Origin of the sequence: Streptacidiphilus sp. MAP5-3 (genome assembly GCF_041262505.1) — a bacterium.
GTDB lineage: Bacteria > Actinomycetota > Actinomycetes > Streptomycetales > Streptomycetaceae > Streptacidiphilus.
This window is the reverse complement of record NZ_JBGCCL010000021.1, coordinates 82925-100618: the sequence shown is the minus strand read 5'-3', so window position 1 is coordinate 100618 and position 17694 is coordinate 82925. Positions and strand designations below refer to the sequence as shown.

Below are 17694 nucleotides of genomic sequence, written 5' to 3'. Positions count from 1 at the left end.
GTGCCGTTGCGGCAGGTGATATGACGCACCGTCACATCTGCGGGTCGCTGCTCGCGATCTCACGTCGTCATGCCCTCGCGTTCCAGAAGATCTCCAGGTCCTTCTCCTGGATCAGGTCGAAGCGGAGCGCGATCGAGACGAGGGCCTCACGCTTCCAGTCGAGGCGCGGGCTGTCCTGTGCGCCCGCCCGCTCGCGCACCTTGAGCTTGGTACCCGCCAGGTAGTCGATGTGGAAGTTGGCGGCGGACACCGTCAGATCGCGGCATTGGGGAAGGGCGCGCAGCCGGTTGACGACCTCGCCGACGGTGGGGATGGCGAGGCTGGAGGGGTCGCGCAGCCGTGGCTCGCAGAGGGCGAGCAGAACGAGGAAGTACTTCGCCGTGGGGTCGAGCGCGAAGGGCGTGAGCGTGAGTTCGGTCGTGCGGCCGACGGGAGGCTCCGGCCCGGGGTCGAGGAAGGTGTGGCGCGCGGCGAAGACGGTGAACCGGACGAAGCCGTCGGTCAACGGCAGTACCACGCGGGACAGTTCGAACGGGATGGGCGCGCCCAGCCTGCGCGGGGTGACCTTGACGTATCCGCCGCCGCCCTCCAGGTTCTCCACCACGTAGGTCGTCTGCGGACTGAAGTTCGTCAGCCGCCAGTGGTCGTCGCCGGCCGTGATCTCCCCGGCGAAGCGGGAGATGCCCTCGCCGGACAGTGGGATGTCGACCGGGCGCTCCACCGACCCCCGCCCGAACGTGGCTGTCTTGCCCGGGTGGAGCACCAACTGCTGGGGCCTGCCCTGCCGCACGGGACCCACCCCGGGAGCGTCAGGAAGCTGAATGATGACCGATTCCATTGCCGCGCGCCCGCCCCACGTCGTCCGCACACCTGAAGAAGATTCAGAATTCTAGCAGCGGCGGGCATGTTCATGACCGGGCTGGCGGAGCGGGGCGGAGCGACCCTGAGGGCCCTCAGGTTACGCGGGACTGCGGACGGCGGGAGAGTCGGTGTGGTCGACAGAAGGGGGGCTGTCCCATGGAGGACAGCAACGACACCACCACACAGCTCTTTCCAGCAGCTGAGCTGGTCGAGCAGGCCGAGCAGGTCAAGCAGGCCGATCCCACCGCCGCACGGCGGGCGGCCCGGGCGGCTGGGGTCCGGCGGCTGAACAAGAACACACACGACGGGAGCAACCCGTGACGACCATCCAGACCCGGCTCGTCCTGGCGGGCGGGATCACCGGCGTGGCGCTGCTGATCGCCTCGCTCGCCGTGGACTTCAGCGGATCCAACCAGATGACTGTTCCGCAGATGCCGTCGATGTCGAACCTGCCGACGGCGCTGCCGACTTCCTTCCCGACGGACTTCCCAACCGGCTTCCCGACGGGGATGCCCACGGGGCTGCCCACGGATATGCCGACCGGGATGCCGACTGGCCTGCCGACGAACCTGCCCAGCGACTTCCCGACCGCGGGACTGCCCACGGGCCAGCCTGACCTGTCCGGAGGTGGATCGTGAAGGGCCTTCCTTCCCTCTCGTCCCTCGCCCTCACCCTGCGCACCGACCGTCAGGTGCGCGCCAGGGCCCTGCTGATCGCGCGCATCGCCATCGCGCTGTACATCGTCGAGCTGGCGCTCAATCTGATCAGGCCTCATGTGCTGCCCGACGAGCCGGCCCTGTCGATCTTCTACAAGATGCCGGCCGACCTCGCCAAGATGCCCGGACTCGGCGGCTCGTTCAGTCAACTGCTGTCCATGCCGGAGGCGGTCTTCTGGGCCGTGCTGGTGGGCATCGGGGCAGCCGTGCTGCTCCAGGTTCTCGCGGCGGTGCTGCGCCCGAACGAACGGCGTTCGGGCCTGCTGACCTGGCTGACGCTGGGGTGCCTGTTCCTGCCGTTCGGGCTGATCTCGCTGATGGTCGTGTTCGGGTTCTTCCCGACGGCGCTCGCCTGCGTGCCCAGCACGGCGTTCGTGCTGCTCCTGCTGTACGGCGGGGTGCGCTTCGGCCGGGTGCCCGGCGCCGCGTTGCTGACCGCGTTCGGCTGGGGCGCACTGATCGTGTTCGGCTTCGGCCGCGCCTGCACCGGTCTGGCCTTCGGCACCATCAACGGCTATCTGGGCAAGACGTCCGGCACCGACATCAACGCGATGCTCAAGAACACCAACGAGATGATCAACCTGGTGCTCGTGCACCTCGGCATCGTGGACGCGCTCGCCATCGGCGCCGGCGTCGCGCTGCTGCTCCTGCTCTTCCGCTACCGCGTTACCGACGCCGTCACCGGTCTGACGCTCGGGGCGGCCGTGGGGCTCGGGTACAGCTTTGTGGAGAGCATCCTGTTCATTCAGATCTACGGCTCGCTGGGGTCCGCGTTGGGGTCGAGCGGCGGGTTCGAGTACTGGATCCGGCAGTCGATCGGTCTGCTCGGCGGGGAGGTCGCCTTCGGCGCGCTGCTGGGGGCCGGGTTCGCCATCGCCGCCAACTCGCGGCGGTGTGTGCTCGTCACCGGGCTGAGCCTGCTGGCGGCGGGCGGGGGAGCCGTGGGCGCCGAGACGCTCTCGGGGTGGATCTCCGCGCGGCTGGCGAGCCATGTCACCACCGGTGGCGCGCTCGACACCCTGGTGGTCTCGCCGTTCCTGTGGCTGCTGCCGCAACTGCCTTTCATCGGCCTGGCCGTGGCGTTGCTGGTGCTGGGGCTGCGGGAGCGGGCTCCCGCACTGCGTGACGCCCTGGACGCGGAGGCCGCCGTGGGTGCGGCGATCACGCCGGTCGAGCTCACGGTCCTGGCCTCGCCCGCGCTGAGGCTCGGCGCGTTGGCCAGCACCTGGCGCTGGTACGGCCGACGCTCGGCGCTGGTCCTGCACCGGTTGCAGTCGGCCCAGTTGGAACTCGCGAGCTGGCACGCCCAGAAGGACCCGGACAACGATCCGGCCGTCACATCACAGGGGGACGAGTTGCGCGCACGAGTACTGCGGTTGAAGAACGTCGTTCCGGCGGTGACCTCATGACCGCCCGCAGGACCGCGTATCGGACCGCCCGCCTACTCGCCCTGCGTGCGGGCGTGGGCGCCGCCCTCCTGGTCAGCACCTTCGTGTTGCTGAGCCCGCAGCAGGCCTCCGCCTGTGACGTGAGCATCGGCTACAAGCCGTCGGTGAACATCAGTGACCTGGAGCACCCGAGCACCTGCTCCACGAGCACGTCGCTGGTGGGCGCCGGCATCGTGGACGCGCTGGGCCTCGGGGCGCTCGTCGCCGTCGCATGGGGCGCGTTCCGGCGCAGTGAGAAGGGATCTGACTCGGCGTCAACAGGCCAGGTCGGACCGAGCCCCGCCCTGGTCGACTACTTGAGGGCGGCGGGTGTGCCCCGCCCGACCACGGGAGGGCGCCATGAGGGAGAGCGTTAGGAGCCTGTCCCTGTTGGTGCGGGGACTGGTGGCCCTGCTGCTGGTGCTCGTGGTGTCGCTCGGGGCGGCGCAACCGGGAACGGCCGACGGCAAGAGGCCGCCGGGCTCCGCCGACGGAACAGACCTCTCCAAGAAGTTCCCGAACCCGCTGACCAGTCCGCTTCTGCTGCCGGTGCTCCAACTCCGGTTCGAGGTCTACAACGTCCTGCCGGCGGATGAGCGGATCGAAGCGTTCAACGAGTACCGGAACGGAGCTTCGGATCTGATCGACCCGCGGAAACTGACCCAGGGTCAACTCAAGGCTCTTCTGCAGGACCACGCCACAGCCGACGGGCCAGACTGGCAAGGCCAGATGGTCGCCCTCTCCGCCGTGGGTTCCTATCTGAAGCCCGCTGACTACGCTGCACTGACGAAGTCTGGACAGGGCTGGGTCCTGGCGCTGAGCGCACTCAACATCCCGAACAACGAGCATTCCGAGGCCGTGCTCCAGGGGCTTCTGATCGACAATCATGTGGACTTGGGGGCCAAACTCACCGGGGCGTCCGAGCGTCAGCAATGCCCGGCATGCGCCCAGTTCTACGACCCGGGAACACTCACCTATTACGGCTATGCCTACGGTCTGAACAGCGCCGAGACGGCCGCTCTCAACAAGGCCGTCACCTTGATCAGGAATCAAGGGGCGGAGAAGGGCCTCAGTAAGAAGACCGTGACTTACCAGGTCGGTCGGCTACAGGAAAGCTACCGAGCGCTCAAAAAGGATCGGAACACCGCAACCGCCAAGGCGTTGGAGGCCTCTCTCACGGACGCCGGGAAGCAGGCCCTGGCGGCGGCTGGCAACGCGAACAAGATCCTCGGCTCCGAGTTTGTCTTCAGCAAGCCGTGCGATCACGCGCAGGGCTCACAGGTCCCCGGCGTGACCACCGACGACTTGATGCCCGAGTTCATGCCCGAGGCAGCCGGCGACCCGTGCGACGGTGAGCCCACCGCAGGCTCCGGCACCAACTCCGGTGCCTCCACAGGGCTCGGTCAGATGCTCGGGATGCCCGGCACCGCTCCGGGAGGAATCGACTTCTCCAGCCTGCAACTGCGCTATCTCTCGGATCCTGGCGACGGCAGCGGCCTTCAGTACGCCTTCAGCGCGCAGCAGGACCCTGTCCAGGGCGATAACCGCACCGCCACCGGCCTGGCCGCTGCCAAGCTCTCGTCGGACGCGTTCTTCGTCTGGCTCGAACTGGACCCCTCGACGTTCTGGGTCAACCTCAATCCCACCGAGCCGGACCGCATCGTCGACGCCTCCATGGGCCGCACCGACGTCGGGCGGATCATGCTCCAGGCGGATCTGCAACTGAAGAAGGACGTCGGCACGCTGATCCACCCGGGCACGCCGCTCGGCGACCAGTTCTGGTCCCAGCTCGAAGGTGACTGCCTTCCGTCGCGCGTCTGGATCGTGCCCGCCCCCGCCCAGGTCCACTCCGACGGGAGCAAGCTCTACATCCTGAAGGCGCCGCTGGACGTCAAGATGGAGACCGACTACCTCAAGACCGCTCCCGGGCAGCAGTCGGCCAGCACCTGCCCCCAGCAGGGCGACGCGACCAACGCCCACAACCAGGCGCTCTTCCGCAGTCTGGTCCTGCCACAACTGGTCAACCGAGTGAACACCTCCCCGGCCTACGCGGACCTGCGCCGGGTCTACCTCTCCCGCGTCGCCGCCGAGTGGTACCGGCAGTTGAGCACCCAGCAGAGCACCACGTACAAGAACCTGATCGACCAGGGCGACATCAACTCGTGGACGACCGCGAGCGGCTGGAAGCCCATCGACACCTTCAACAGCTACGTCCAGTCGTACACCAAGGGCGAGTACCACATCACCCGCACGGAGAACCGGGGAGGCTCCCTGTACGAGGTCTCCTACGTCTACGGCGGAGTGGACCTGACCAGCGTGCCGATCCAACAGGTCAGTGACGACTCCACCGTGGACAAGGACGTGGCCGCCTCCCTCAGCAACCCGACCGCGCAGAGCGACACAGGGGCCGGGGCGGGCGCGATCTGGTTGGGATCGCCCACTCCGCTCCAGGTCGCAGGCGGGACCCCGCCCGGCGCCAGTCTGTGGTCCACCATCGTCGGGAAGCTGGACGGGCGCAACGGCCTCTTCGCTCTCCTGGCCGTGGCGCTGGGGGCGCTCCTCTTCCTGGTCCGTGACGGTTCGTCGCTCCGGCGGCGAAAGACGTGACGCCGCCCGGGCGGAGCACTTCGTCGTCGTAGCGACCCCCTGCATAATGACTGATGGCTCAACAACCAACGATCGAGCGTCAGTTGGGGGATCTCGCATGCCGCACCAGCCCACCGCGCCCACCGTCCCCGATCCCGATCCCGATCCCATCGTCCTTGACCCCGCCGGCGCGGACCACCACGCCGAACACGAGCAGCTGCGCAGTCACGGCCCGGCGGTCCGCGTCGACATCCTCGGCGTGACCGCCTGGTCGGTCAACGATCCCGCGCTGCTCAAGAAGCTGCTGACCAGCGCCGACGTCTCCAAGGACGCCCGTGTCCACTGGCCCGCCTTCGCCGAGGTCGTGCAGACGTGGCCGCTCGCCCTGTGGATCGGGGTGCAGAACATGTTCACCGCCTACGGGGGCGACCACCGGCGCCTGCGGCGGATCATCGCGCCCGCGTTCAGCGCCCGTCGCGTCGACGCGCTCGCCGAGGTCGTGGAGGGCGTCGTCGCGGGCATCCTGGACGACCTGGACGCGCTCCCCGCCGACGACACCGTCGACCTGCGCGAGCGTCTCGCGAATCCGGTCCCGATCACCGTGATCAGTCACCTCATGGGCGTCCCCGAGGGCCAGCGAGCGGCCTTCCGCGGCATTGTCGACGGCGTCTTCGACACCACCCTCACCACCGAGCAGGCGACCGCCAACACCGCCGCGCTGTACGCGGCGCTCGACCAGCTCATCGCCGCCAAGCGCGCCGACCCCGGCGACGACACGACCTCGCTGCTGCTCGCCGCCCGCGACGAGGAGGGCGACGGGAGCGGCCTGTCCGACGCGGAGCTCCGCGACACACTGCTGCTGATGATCAGCGCCGGGTACGAGACCACCGTCAACCTGATCGACCAGGCGATCACCCTGCTGCTCACCCACCCCGAGCAGCTCGACCACGTCCGGACCGGCAGCGCGGCGTGGAAGGACGTCGTCGAGGAGACCCTGCGGCTGGAACCGGCCGTCAAGCACCTGCCGCTGCGCTACGCCGTCACCGACATCCCCCTGCCCGGCGGGCAGCTCATCGCCAAGGGCGAGGCGATCCTCGCCTCCTACGCGGCGGCCAACCGTCACCCCGACTGGCACGGACCGACGGCCGACGACTTCGACGTCACCCGCGCCAACAAGGACCACCTGGCGTACGGGTACGGGGTCCACTTCTGCCTCGGCGCGCCGCTCGCCCGGCTGGAGGCCGACGCCGTCCTGCGGATGCTGTTCGCCCGCTTTCCGGACGTCGAACTGGCGGTTTCCGAGGCCGAGTTGCAGCCGCTGGGATCGCTCATCTCCAACGGTCACCAGTCGCTTCCCGTGCGGCTGCGGCCGCTGGGATAGGCCCCGGGCGGCGGTTCCCGGGCAGCGGGCGGGAGCTGTTCGCCCGCCCCGGGGTCGGCGCGGGAGGAGTGGCCTCCGCCCTGGTCACCGCGTCCGTCGTGGCCTGACCGCAGGCGCCGCCGTCGCGCCTGGGGCCCCTCCTGGTCCCTCCCGGATTCATCGTCTACATTCCCGTAGACGCACCATGGCAGTGGAGAGGCTGGCGAACCTGGAGTCGGCTTCCTATTTCTACACGGATGTAGATGCTACGGTGCGGGGCAGACGACACGAGGAGGGCATCGGTGGCTAACGGCTCCAGGCGGCGTACGTCCAACCCGTCGGGCCCGTCGGAGTCCGGGGAGCCCGGGCGCCGGGGCCGCCAGGCCGGGCAGGACGCGCCGCGCAGCGCGACGTCCGTCCTGGCGCGGATCGGTGAACTCGGCGCCCTGGTCCTGGTGTTGACCCCGATCCTGCTCGCCCTGCTCGGCATCGCCCTGGTTCTGGTCGTCCTCGGTTTCAGTTGGCTGGGAGGCTGAAAGGCCCTGCCGGCAGTGGGTCGGCGCGTGACTGGGCGTTCGCCGAACACAGAAGGACTGACCTCATACGCGTCTCACGCGTATGGATCGCGCAGCGGCTTGGGCTCGCGGACGCCCTGGGTGATCTCCTGGGGCAGGTCGGGACCTGCGGTGTAGTAGCGGCCCTGGGCCTCGCCCTTGGCAGTGAGCCAGCCGGCGCGGACGAGTTCGCGGATGTCCCGTTGTGCCTGCTGCTCGCTCAGCTCGGCGTCCGCCTGGTAGGTGGCGCGGCGGATGCGGTTGCCCATGGCGGCCGGGTAGAGGGCGTAGAGCATGCGGTCGGGCCAGCTGCGTTGTTCGACGGCCTGGTCGAGGGCGGTCCAGACTTCGCGGGTGGTGTTCACCTGGCGTTCGACGGTCTGGGCCTGCTGGTGGTGGGCGCGCAGGCAGAAGCGAACCCAGGGGAGTGTGTCGCGCTCGGGGGTCCAGACGGGTCCGCCGACGTCGGCGAGGATGTCGTAGTAGCGGTAGGTGTTGCGGGCTCGGCCGAGCCACTCCTCGATGCTGGAGAACTCCGGTGCCATGATGCACTCGCGGGCGAGGGCCAGGGTGTGCAGGGCGCGGGACATCCGGCCGTTGCCGTCCGACCAGGGATGGACGGCGACCAGGTTCAGGTGCGCCATCGAGGCCCGTACCAGGCCAGGCGCGTCCAGGTCACCCTCGTTCAGCCACTCGACCAGTTCGCCGGTCAGAGCGGGTACCTGCTCGGGATCGGGGGCGGTGTAGGCGGCGATGGTGGGATCCTCGGCCGAGGTGACGTACGCCGGCCCGCTGCGCCACCAGCCGGGGCGCTTGAGCAGGTGGTGACCCTGCATCATGAAGTGCAGCGAGTTGAGCAGCCCCTTGCTGTAGGCGAAGTCGTCACCCGCCTCGGCAAGGCGCTGGATGTAGGTCATCGCCTGCCGGTAGCCCTCGATCTCGGCCGCGACGGTGTCGTTGGCCTCGATCGGCACCTCGCCGACCATGATGTCCTCGACGTCCGACACGCTCGCCGCGTAGCCCTCGATCGTGTTCGACCCGGCGATCGCCCGCGCCGTGAGGTTGCGGCGCAGTTGCCCCTCCCAGCGGCGCGGGGTGCGCAGGTGTAGGCGCAGCCGGTCCCGCATCTGCTCGATCTGCGCGAGGACGGCCTGGTCCACGTCCTGCAGGTTCGGCGTAGCGTAGAGCATGAAGCAATGACACCATGATGGTGTTATTCGGTCAAGCCGGTATTGGTGCGAACAGCACCTACGAGCACCTCAGCTCACGAGGTCGCCCGGCGACGGTCGGCCGACGAAGTCATCCGGCAGGGTGACGGCCGGCGTGACGGGGCAGTCCCGTCCACAGGGTCCGCTCCCTGACAGAATGTGGCTGAAAGATCAACAACTTGACTAGACTCCGGTCTTGTTGGGTGTGCCGCACGGAAGAAGGGAAGCGCAGCGATGAGCGACACGGAGGGTCTGCAGCCGGACGAGCCGCTCAGTGCCCGCATACGGCAGGATGTGCCGCACAGCGCCCGCATGTACGACTACTTCCTGGGTGGTAAGGACAACTACGCGGTGGACCGCGAGGCCGCCGAGCGGGTGCTCCAGGTCTTCCCCAACATGAGGACCGCGGTCCGCGCGAACCGGGCCTTCATGCGCCGGTCGACCCGGGCGCTGGCGGAGCGGGGGCTGCGGCAGTGGCTGGACATCGGCACCGGGATCCCCACCTCGCCGAACCTGCACGAGGTCGCGCAGTCGGTCGCGCCGGACGCGCGCGTCGTGTACGTGGACCACGACCCGGTCGTGCTCGCGCACTCCCGCGCGCTGATGACGAGCACGTCCGAGGGTCGGACGGCCTACATCCACGGTGACGTCCGCGATCCCGAGGCGATCCTGGCCGCCCCCCAGCTGGCCGAGACGCTGGACCTCGGGCAGCCGGTGGTGCTGTCGATGGTCGCGCTGCTGCACTTCGTCCCGGACATCCGCGAGGCGCAGGCCATCGTGGACAGCCTGTTCAAGCCGCTGCCGTCCGGTTCCGCGCTGGTGCTCTCGCACGCCACCGCCGAGCTGGACCCCGAGGGCGCGCCCAAGGTCCAGGAGATCTACAACCAGGTCGGCACCACCCTCCAGCTGAGGTCCCGCGAGCAGTTCGCCGCCTTCTTCGACGGGCTGGAGCTGCTGGAGCCGGAGATCGTGACCGCCCACCGCTGGCGCCCCGAGGACGGCGACGACCCGCTGCCGAGCGAGGCGACGGACGCGCAGGTGTCGTTCTACGCGGCTGTCGGGATCAAGCAGTAGCCGTCAGTCGGGGCTCATGTGCCTCTCTCGAACCGCCCATGACATTGCGTCATGCACTGCGGGGGCCTTGACGCTGTCCGTTCAGGCATGAGTCACTTCCGCAGTGTCCATGATGACTGCGATGTCGATGCCGATACTTCGTCAACCACGTCATTCGACCCGATTCCGGGCGTGGGGCCGTCTGCCCCGCGTCGGGGCGCTGGCCGCGACGGTGGCCGGTGCGCTGATCGTGGCGCTCGTCCCGGCTGCCGCGCAGGCCGCCGCGTCACCGGGCCCTGCCCTCGCCCCCGCTCGCGTTGCCAACCCCGCTTCCGTCACCAATCCCGCCGCGCTGGTCGACCCCATGGTTGGCACGGGGAGCGGCGGGGCCGTCGTCGGCCAGGTCGACACGTTTCCCGGTGCGGACATGCCGTTCGGCATGGTGCAGTGGAGCCCTGACACACCGTCACGTCCCGACGGCGGTGGGTACAACGTCAGCGACTCCACCGTCACCGGGTTCAGTCTCACCCACCTGTCCGGGCCCGGGTGCCCGATCGCGGGGGACTTCCCGATCCTGCCGATGACCGGTGCGCTGCCGTCCGACCCCGACTCGGCCGCTGCCCCGTTCACCCAGAAGTCGCAGACCGCGCACCCCGGTTCGTACGCGGTGACCGCCGGGGGCGTGCGCACCCGGTTGGCGGTGACCCCGCGTACCGGCGTCGCCGACTTCAGCTACCCGTCGTCTACGCAGGCCCGCCTGCTGGTGAAGGTCGCGGACAGCGCCAACGGCAGTTCCTCCGCAAGTTTCCAGGCGGTCGGCGACCGGGAGATCACCGGCTCGGTCACCAGCGGCCACTTCTGCGGCCAGCCGAACAGCTACACCGTGCACTTCGCCGCCCGCTTCGACCGGCCGTTCACCGCCTCGGGCACATGGGGCGGGGTGAGTTCCGCGCACGTCGCCACATCGGCGGGCAGCACGAGCGTGAGCGTGCAGGGCAAGCAGAACCCGCGCTCCAAGGACTACTCGACCACTCAGGGCACCGGAACCCAGGGCACCGGGGCCCAGAGCGCCGGAACCCAGGGCTCCGGCGTCGTCGCCGGTGGCTGGCTCACCTTCGACACCACCAAGAACGCACACGTCGGCATGCAGGTCGCCGTCTCGTACGTCAGCGTCCAGGGCGCGGTGGACAACCTGAACGCGGAAGCGCACACCTACGACGTCGGCACCGTCGCGGCAGCGGCCACCGCCGCGTGGAACCGGCAGCTCGGCACGATCTCCGTGGCCGGGGGTACGCCCGCCGCGCAGGCGACCTTCTACACGGCGCTGTACCACGCCTCGCTGGAGCCGAGCCTGTTCAGCGACGCCGACGGGCGGTACATCGGCTTCGACGACAAGGTCCACCAGGTGCCGGCAGGGCACGCGCAGTACGCCAACTACTCCGGCTGGGACATCTACCGCTCGCAGACCCCGCTGCTGGCCACCATCGACCCGCGCGTGGCCGCGGACATGGCGAGCTCGCTGCTCAACGACGCGGCCCAGGGCGGCTCCCTGCCCAAGTGGCCCTCGGCCAACGGCTACACGGGGGTGATGAACGGCGACTCCGCCGACCCCGTCCTCGCCGACACCTACGCCTTCGGCGCGCGCGGCTTCGACGCCGGGGCCGCCCTCACCGACATGGTGAACGGGGCCGATGGCAACACCGGTGCGCCCGGCCAGGGTTGGTACGTCGAGCGGCCCAACGGCGCCGCGTACATCAAGGACGGGTACGTGCCGAACATCGGCTCGGACTCGATCAGCCCGGTGCCCAACGGCGCCTCCGAGACGCTGGAGTACGCCCTCGACGACTTCTCGATCTCGCGGCTCGCGCAGAGCCTCGGGAGGAGCTCGGACACCGCGGTGTTCACCAAGCGCTCGCAGAACTGGGCGAACATCTTCGACACCGCGAACGGCTACGTCGAACCGCGCGACGCCGCCGGCGCCTTCCCCTCCGGGCAGCCCGTGACCGTCTCGGGCTTCGGCCAGGACGGTTTCCAGGAGGGCAACGCCGCCCAGTACACGTGGATGGTGCCGCAGAACCTGGCGGGCCTCGTCCAGGGCCTGGGCGGCAGGCAGGCGACCGCCCAGCGCCTGGACACCTACTTCACCCAGCTCAACGCCGGGCCGGACGCGCCCTACCAGTGGCAGGGCAACGAGATCGCGCTCGACTCGCCGTGGGTCTACGACAGCGTCGGCGAGCCGTGGAAGACGCAGTCCGTCGTCCACCGCGTGACGAGCCAGCTGTACGCGCTCACCCCGGGCGGCGAGCCCGGCAACGACGACCTCGGCGCGATGAGCTCGTGGTACGTGTGGGCCGCTCTCGGGATCTACCCGCAGACCCCGGGCGTGCCCATGATGGTGCTCGGCGCCCCGCAGTTCCCCAAGGCGACGGTCCACGGCGCGTACGGTGACCTGACGATCGACGCGCAGGGCGCGGGCGACACGTACGTGAAGTCGCTGCGGATCAACGGGCAGGCCACCGGTCACACCTGGATCGACCTGACCAGGGCGCACCGGCTGGACTACACACTCGCCACCACGCCGAACACCAGCTGGGGCGCGGCAACCGCCGACGCTCCGCCGTCCTTCGGCGCGGGGCGGGTGCAGTTCCCGCCGAGCACGAGCGCCGCGCTCGACCTGGCGCCCGGTCAGGTTCGCCTGGCTCCCGGGGCGACGACGACCGTCGCGGTCAAGGTCGACAACACCCTCGGTTCCCGCCCGGCAACGGTCTCCTGGAGCGCCACCGCACCGACCGGACTGACGGTCAGCCCGGCGAGCGGCACGGTCACCGCCCCGGCCGGGGGGACGGCCCAGGCTACGGCGACGATCGCCGCCCCCGCGGCCACCGCGACGGGCTACTACCAGGTGGCCTTCGCCGCGCACGCGTCGAACGGCGCGGTCGTTCCGAACGCCTCGCTGCTGACCACGGTCGCGCAGCCCGGTGAGACGATCCCGACCGCGTACGTGACCGACTACAGCGACAACACGGTCACCCCGGTGGACATCCGCACCCACAACGCCGGCCCGGCCATCCCCGTGGGCAGCGGTCCGGACGGGATGACGGTGGCGGGCGGCGACCTGTTCGTCGCCAACAACAGCAGCAACAACGTCACCGTGATCGACACCACGACCAACGCCGTGGTGAAGACCATCCCCGTCGGCAACGTCGCGGCCGATCTGGCCGCCACGCCGGACGGGAAGACGGTCTGGGTGAGCAACTACGGCGACGGAACCGTCCAACCGATCGACGTCGGGACGCTCACCACTGGCACGCCGATCACCGTGGGCAGTCAGGCGGAGCGACTGGCCGTCAGCCCCGACGGCACGCAGCTGTGGGTCGCGAACCAGGGCGGCGGTACCGTCAGCGACGTCGACCTGGCTACGCGCACGGTCACGCACACCATCGCGGTCGGCGCGGCCCCGTTCGGCGTGGCGGTCACTCCGGACAGCAGCCACGTACTCGTCTCCGACGGCGGCTCGTCCTCGGTGTCCGTCATCAGCGCCGCCTCGGACAGCGTGACGGCGACGATCCCGACCGGCGCCGGCCCGCAGGGCGTGGCCGTCTCCCCGGACGGCACGACGGCCTACGTCGCGGACACCGGCGCGGGGGGCGTCACCCCGATCGCGCTCGCCACCGACACGGCGGGCACCTTCATCGCGACCGGCTCCGGCGCCTACGCACTGGGCTTCAGTCACGACGGCTCCACCGCCTGGGTGGTGGACTCCAACGTGAACCAGCTCGTCCCGATCACGGTCGCCACGGGAACCCTCGGAACCCCGGTCACCGTGGGCAACGTCCCCGACGGCGTGCTCGTCGTCGGCTGATTCCCGGAGTGGAAGGCGGATGAGGCGTGTGAGCGAACTCCTGGAGTTGCGCGCACTTCTGACTGCGGCCAAGGGGGTGCGTCTCGACAGCGTTCGCTACGTCGCCGATTTCGATGAGAGGTTCTGGCGCATCGGGCGAGAGGGCTTCTGGAAGCTGGAGTGTCTCCAGAGTTATCAGGAGACCGGGTTCGCGAGCTGGGAGGCGTTCCGAAGCGGCGACTGGGACGCGGCCCTGAACCTGATCGAGAAGGCGCGCCCCGACATCGAGCAGCAGCGCGCCGAGCTCGCCGCCGCAGGTATCGGCCACCATCGAGCACGCGTGGTGGTCGAGCCGGTGAGCCCCTACGTGCAGTGGGAGCTGCACGTTCTGCAGGCCAAGGACGGGTGCGGCGAGGACGTTGCGATGCTGACCGTCGATCAGGTGGGCGCTCTCGTCGGCGAGGGTGTGCTTCCGGATCTCGTCGTGCTCGGCGACGAGGCGGTGTACGAGATCCACTACACCGACGACGGTGCGCCCCAGGGCGCCACCCGGTATCTGGACGACCAAGTCGTCAATAGCGCTCGCCACTTCGTCCAGCGGCTGCATCGCGCAGGGGAGAAGTTGGCGAGCTACTTCCCCCGGGAGATCGCCGGTCTGGGTGCGCCATCAGTTTGGGCCGGCAGGCCGCTGGGGCGGGGCATGGTGCCGTCCCGCTCACTTCGCCGAACTCGCCATGGCGATCAACGCGGTGGGCGCGTTCCCGGTACTGCTGGACCACCACACCTCGGCGCCGCCCACGCTCCCGTAGCCCCTAGCCCCTAGCCCCTAGCCCCTAGCCCCTAGCCCGTAGCCCTAGCCCCTAGCCCCTAGCCCCTAGCCCCTAGCCCCTAGCCCGAGGCTCCCCCTTCTCACCATGTGGCGTCCCCGGCACGGCGGAACGGACGCCGCGTACGATCGCTGACGAACCATCAAGGTGGCAACCTGCCGCCTTTTGGAGCGACGGGGGTGCCAGTGGCCGCACATGTCTCGCGGCTGTTCGGAGCGGACGCCGGGCAGTTCGACCGCGAGCGCGCGGGGCTCATTCCCCACCTTCACGCGCTGTACGAGGTCGCGGTGAACATCGCCGTCCGAGGCCAGGGCCCGGCACCCGCGGTCCTGGATCTGGGCGCCGGGACGGGCCTGTTCAGCGGGGAGCTGGCGACACACTTTCCCGACGCCTCGATCGACCTGCTCGACGCCTCCCGGGAGATGCTCGACGTGGCCGCCAGGATGCTCGACCTGTACGCGGTGAAGCACACCCTGATCGAGCGCGACCTGTCCGATCCGCTCCCCGAGGGCCCCTACGACATCGTGGTCTCCGCGCTGGCGATCCATCATCTGCCCGAGGCGGAGCAGGCCGAGCTGTACCGACGGGTGCGTGCCGTGCTGCGGCCGGGCGGGGTGTTCGTGCACGCCGAGCAGGTCGCCGCGGCGGAACCCGAACTGGACGAGCTCTACGCGGAGTTCTGGCTGCAGGAGGTCCAGGAGGCGGGGACACCGGAGCGCACCGTCGAAAAGGCCCGCACGCGCATGGCCTACGACCGTCCGGTGCCCGTCGCCACCCACCTGGCCTGGCTCGACCAGGCCGGCTTCCGCGCTGCGGACTGCTTCTACAAGCGGTTCCGCTTCGCGGTGCTGGCCGCCTGGAACTGAACTCCGGGCGACTGAACGCTAGATGAGCAGCCCGCCGTTGACGTCGATGACGGTGCCGGTGGTGAACCCGGCCTCCTCGGAGCAGAGGTGGAGCACACTGCCGACGGCCTCGGCGACCGTGCCGAGTCGGCCGACCGGGATCTGCGCGAGCACCGCCTGACGTTCCTCCTCCGGCCGGACGGCCCAGGCGTCGGCGATGCGCCGCGTCGCGATCGGGCCGTGCGCGACGGCGTTGACGCGGACGCCGAAGGGGGCGAGCTCGTAGGCGGCCTGCTTGGTCAGGCCGAGCACCGCGGCCTTGGCCGCGACGTAGGCCGCGTTGCTGAAGTGGCTGTACGTCCGCCCGCCTGCGGAGGAGAAGTTGACGATCCTGCCGTATCCGGACCGCTTCATCGCGGGCACGCAGAGCCGCATCGTGGTGAGCACCGGCACCACGTTGAGCGCGATCGAGTCGTTCAGGAACGTCTCGTCAAGGTTCTCCACCGCCACCACGCGGGTGTCCCCGCCGACGCCGTTGACCAGGATCTCGGGCGCCCACGCGCCGGTGAGCGCTCCCAACTCCGCCTCCAGCCGGGCCACGTCCCTGACGTCCCCGGTCAGGGTCCGGACCTCGGTGGTCCCGGAGAGCTCCGTGCCGAGTTCCTTGAGCGCGGTCTCGTCGCGGTCGAACAGGACCAGCCGGTCGCCGCGGGCGGCCAGGGCCCGGGCGAGCTCGCTGCAGATGCCACCGGCGGCGCCGGTGATCAGGGCGGTGCGGACGGTCATCAGGGGTTCCCCTCCTCGGAAAGTGAATCTCAAAGTCAATTGACGGACAGTCAGTCAGTCGATCGGGACGCGGCATTGGCGCCGGCGATCCGGCCGAAGACCAGGCACTCGGTGATGTTGCTCGCGCCCTGGTAGAGGTAGCCCCAGGCGGACCCGAACTCCCCGGCGGAGTAGAGCCGGGGGATCGGCTCGCCGTACGGGTCCAGCACCCGCGCGTCCCGGTCCCGGCGGGCCCCGCCCTGGGTGTTGAGCACGGTCGGGTGCAGCGGCACCGCGTAGTACGGAGCTTCGATGGGCTTGAGGGTTTCGGCGGAACGGCCGAACTCGGTGTCCACGCCGCTCGCGCAGGCCGCGTTGTAGCGGCTCAGGGTGGCCTCCAGGACGGACGGATCCACCGCGAGCCGCTCGGCCAGCTCCTCGACGGAGTCGGCCCGGACGATCCAACCCCGCTCCACCTCAGCAGAGTTGTCGCTGCTCCAGCGGTACAGGTCGCGGTTGTAGCCGCTGGTGTTCCAGGTGAGCGGACCGGCCAGGCGGGTCTCCTCGTTGAAGATCCCCCAGCTGGGAATGCGCGGGAACTCGACCTCCTCGGTGTCGAAGTGGGCGAAGACCCGGGTGAACTCGTGCAGTTCGACGCCGGTCTCGTCGACATAGCGGTGGCCGTGGCGGTCCGTGTAGACGAAGCCGTCGGAGGGCATGAAGACGCCGAACGCGGCCTCGAACTCCGGCGCCTGGAAGCCGATGATGGTGGAGGTCGGGGACATGTGCCAGAGATCGGCGCCCACCGCCTGCGCCATCCGGATGCCGTCCCCGGTGTTGCCCGGGTTGCCGGCGAACTTCAGCGGCTTGGCGGGCACATGGTCCTGCTTGAGCTCCGGGTTGTTCTCGAAGCCACCGCAGGTCATCACGACCGCCCTGCGGGCGCGCACGGCGATGCGCCGCCCGTCCGCCTCGGCGACCACGCCCACGACCGCACCGGAGTCGTCGGTGATGAGCTCCCGGGCCGCGGTCCGCAGCCGGACGTCGATGGCCCGCTCGGCCACGTTCGCGGACAGCAGGTTCCACAGCCGCAGCGACGGCGGCACCTCGGCGTCACCGCGCAGGCAGTACTTGTCGAAGGTGCCGTGACCGCCGGGGACCTTGGGGAAGCCGGGGCCCTTCACGGTGCGCGGATACGTTCCTGCGACGATCAGCTGCTCGGGTATGTGCAGGTCGCCGCCGAGATCCGCGCACCACTTGACCAGCGAGCGGGCGCCCTGGACCAGGGCCTCGACCACGTCGCGCGGGGTGGTGCCGAAGCACAGCTCGGTGAGGTAGTCGGTGAACTGCGCGACGGCCTCGTCGCTGTCCCGTGGAATGACACAGTTTCCGCCGCTGACACGGGAGTTGCCGCCCGGTTGGGCCATCTTCTCCAGGACCGTCACCTCGGCGCCCGCGTCGTGCGCGGTGATCGCGGCGACCGCGCCGGCGAATCCGTAGCCGATGACGACGACATCCGTCTCCACGTCGTACGTCTCCACGTCGTACGTCGAAGGTGCTGACTTGCGCATAGCCGTCTCTCCTTCTCAGGTGTTTCTGGATTCTCTGGTTGCCTGTCCCGGTGTCCTGCTGGGTCCTGTTGTGTCCTGTC

Annotated in this window: 15 protein-coding genes; 11 read left to right on the top strand and 4 right to left on the bottom strand. The window is 69.6% G+C overall.

What is annotated here, in order from left to right; genetic code table 11:
- Positions 1–67 precede the first annotated feature (67 nt).
- A complete protein-coding gene (locus tag ABH928_RS26420; RefSeq protein ID WP_370070799.1) occupies positions 68–838 on the bottom strand; it encodes a serine/threonine protein kinase in 771 nt (256 codons plus the stop codon).
- A gap of 179 nt (positions 839–1017) precedes the next feature.
- On the opposite strand from ABH928_RS26420, the gene ABH928_RS26415 reads away from it, so the two are divergent.
- From ABH928_RS26415 to ABH928_RS26385, 7 genes are all read left to right on the top strand, one after another.
- Positions 1018–1182 (top strand): hypothetical protein, encoded by a 165-nt coding sequence (locus ABH928_RS26415; protein WP_370070797.1) that lies wholly within the window; start codon positions 1018–1020, stop codon positions 1180–1182.
- The gene (locus tag ABH928_RS26410) at positions 1179–1499 is read left to right on the top strand and encodes a hypothetical protein (protein WP_370070795.1); all 321 of its coding nucleotides are present in this window, start codon (positions 1179–1181) and stop codon (positions 1497–1499) included. The genes ABH928_RS26415 and ABH928_RS26410 overlap by 4 nt, the downstream gene beginning before the upstream one ends.
- A complete protein-coding gene (locus tag ABH928_RS26405) occupies positions 1496–2986 on the top strand; it encodes a PrsW family glutamic-type intramembrane protease (RefSeq protein ID WP_370070793.1) in 1491 nt (496 codons plus the stop codon). Before ABH928_RS26410 ends, ABH928_RS26405 begins: the two co-directional genes overlap by 4 nt.
- Entirely contained in the window at positions 2983–3381 is a 399-nt protein-coding gene (locus tag ABH928_RS26400; protein WP_370070791.1) for a hypothetical protein, read from the top strand. The genes ABH928_RS26405 and ABH928_RS26400 overlap by 4 nt, the downstream gene beginning before the upstream one ends.
- Positions 3365–5611, top strand: a complete 2247-nt coding sequence (locus ABH928_RS26395) for a hypothetical protein (protein WP_370070789.1) — start codon at positions 3365–3367, stop codon at positions 5609–5611. Before ABH928_RS26400 ends, ABH928_RS26395 begins: the two co-directional genes overlap by 17 nt.
- A gap of 97 nt (positions 5612–5708) precedes the next feature.
- Positions 5709–6971 carry a cytochrome P450 gene (locus tag ABH928_RS26390; RefSeq protein WP_370070787.1) on the top strand — a complete coding sequence of 421 codons (1263 nt, stop codon included), beginning with the start codon at positions 5709–5711 and terminating at the stop codon, positions 6969–6971.
- Between the two features lie 281 nt (positions 6972–7252).
- Positions 7253–7486, top strand: coding sequence for a hypothetical protein (locus tag ABH928_RS26385; RefSeq protein ID WP_370070785.1), 234 nt, complete (start codon positions 7253–7255; stop codon positions 7484–7486).
- A gap of 74 nt (positions 7487–7560) precedes the next feature.
- On the opposite strand, the gene ABH928_RS26380 is transcribed toward ABH928_RS26385, so the two are convergent.
- Positions 7561–8694 carry a Fic family protein gene (locus ABH928_RS26380; protein ID WP_370070783.1) on the bottom strand — a complete coding sequence of 378 codons (1134 nt, stop codon included), beginning with the start codon at positions 8692–8694 and terminating at the stop codon, positions 7561–7563.
- A gap of 252 nt (positions 8695–8946) precedes the next feature.
- Between ABH928_RS26380 and ABH928_RS26375 the strand changes: the two genes are divergently transcribed.
- The 4 genes from ABH928_RS26375 (at position 8947) to ABH928_RS26360 (ending at position 15299) form a co-directional block, all read left to right on the top strand.
- Positions 8947–9786: an SAM-dependent methyltransferase gene (locus tag ABH928_RS26375; RefSeq protein WP_370070781.1), complete on the top strand. Its 840-nt coding sequence runs from the start codon at positions 8947–8949 to the stop codon at positions 9784–9786.
- 121 nt (positions 9787–9907) lie between these two features.
- Positions 9908–13627 (top strand): GH92 family glycosyl hydrolase, encoded by a 3720-nt coding sequence (locus ABH928_RS26370; RefSeq protein WP_370070779.1) that lies wholly within the window; start codon positions 9908–9910, stop codon positions 13625–13627.
- A gap of 28 nt (positions 13628–13655) precedes the next feature.
- Positions 13656–14429 (top strand): DUF6879 family protein, encoded by a 774-nt coding sequence (locus ABH928_RS26365; RefSeq protein WP_370070777.1) that lies wholly within the window; start codon positions 13656–13658, stop codon positions 14427–14429.
- A 183-nt stretch (positions 14430–14612) separates the two neighbouring features.
- The gene (locus ABH928_RS26360; protein WP_370070775.1) at positions 14613–15299 is read left to right on the top strand and encodes a class I SAM-dependent methyltransferase; all 687 of its coding nucleotides are present in this window, start codon (positions 14613–14615) and stop codon (positions 15297–15299) included.
- A gap of 18 nt (positions 15300–15317) precedes the next feature.
- Here ABH928_RS26360 and ABH928_RS26355 read toward each other — a convergent pair whose 3' ends face one another.
- Both ABH928_RS26355 and ABH928_RS26350 read right to left on the bottom strand, forming a co-directional pair.
- A complete protein-coding gene (locus ABH928_RS26355) occupies positions 15318–16064 on the bottom strand; it encodes an SDR family NAD(P)-dependent oxidoreductase (protein ID WP_370070773.1) in 747 nt (248 codons plus the stop codon).
- A 50-nt stretch (positions 16065–16114) separates the two neighbouring features.
- A complete protein-coding gene (locus tag ABH928_RS26350; RefSeq protein ID WP_370070771.1) occupies positions 16115–17614 on the bottom strand; it encodes an FAD-dependent oxidoreductase in 1500 nt (499 codons plus the stop codon).
- Between the last annotated feature and the right edge of the window lie 80 nt (positions 17615–17694).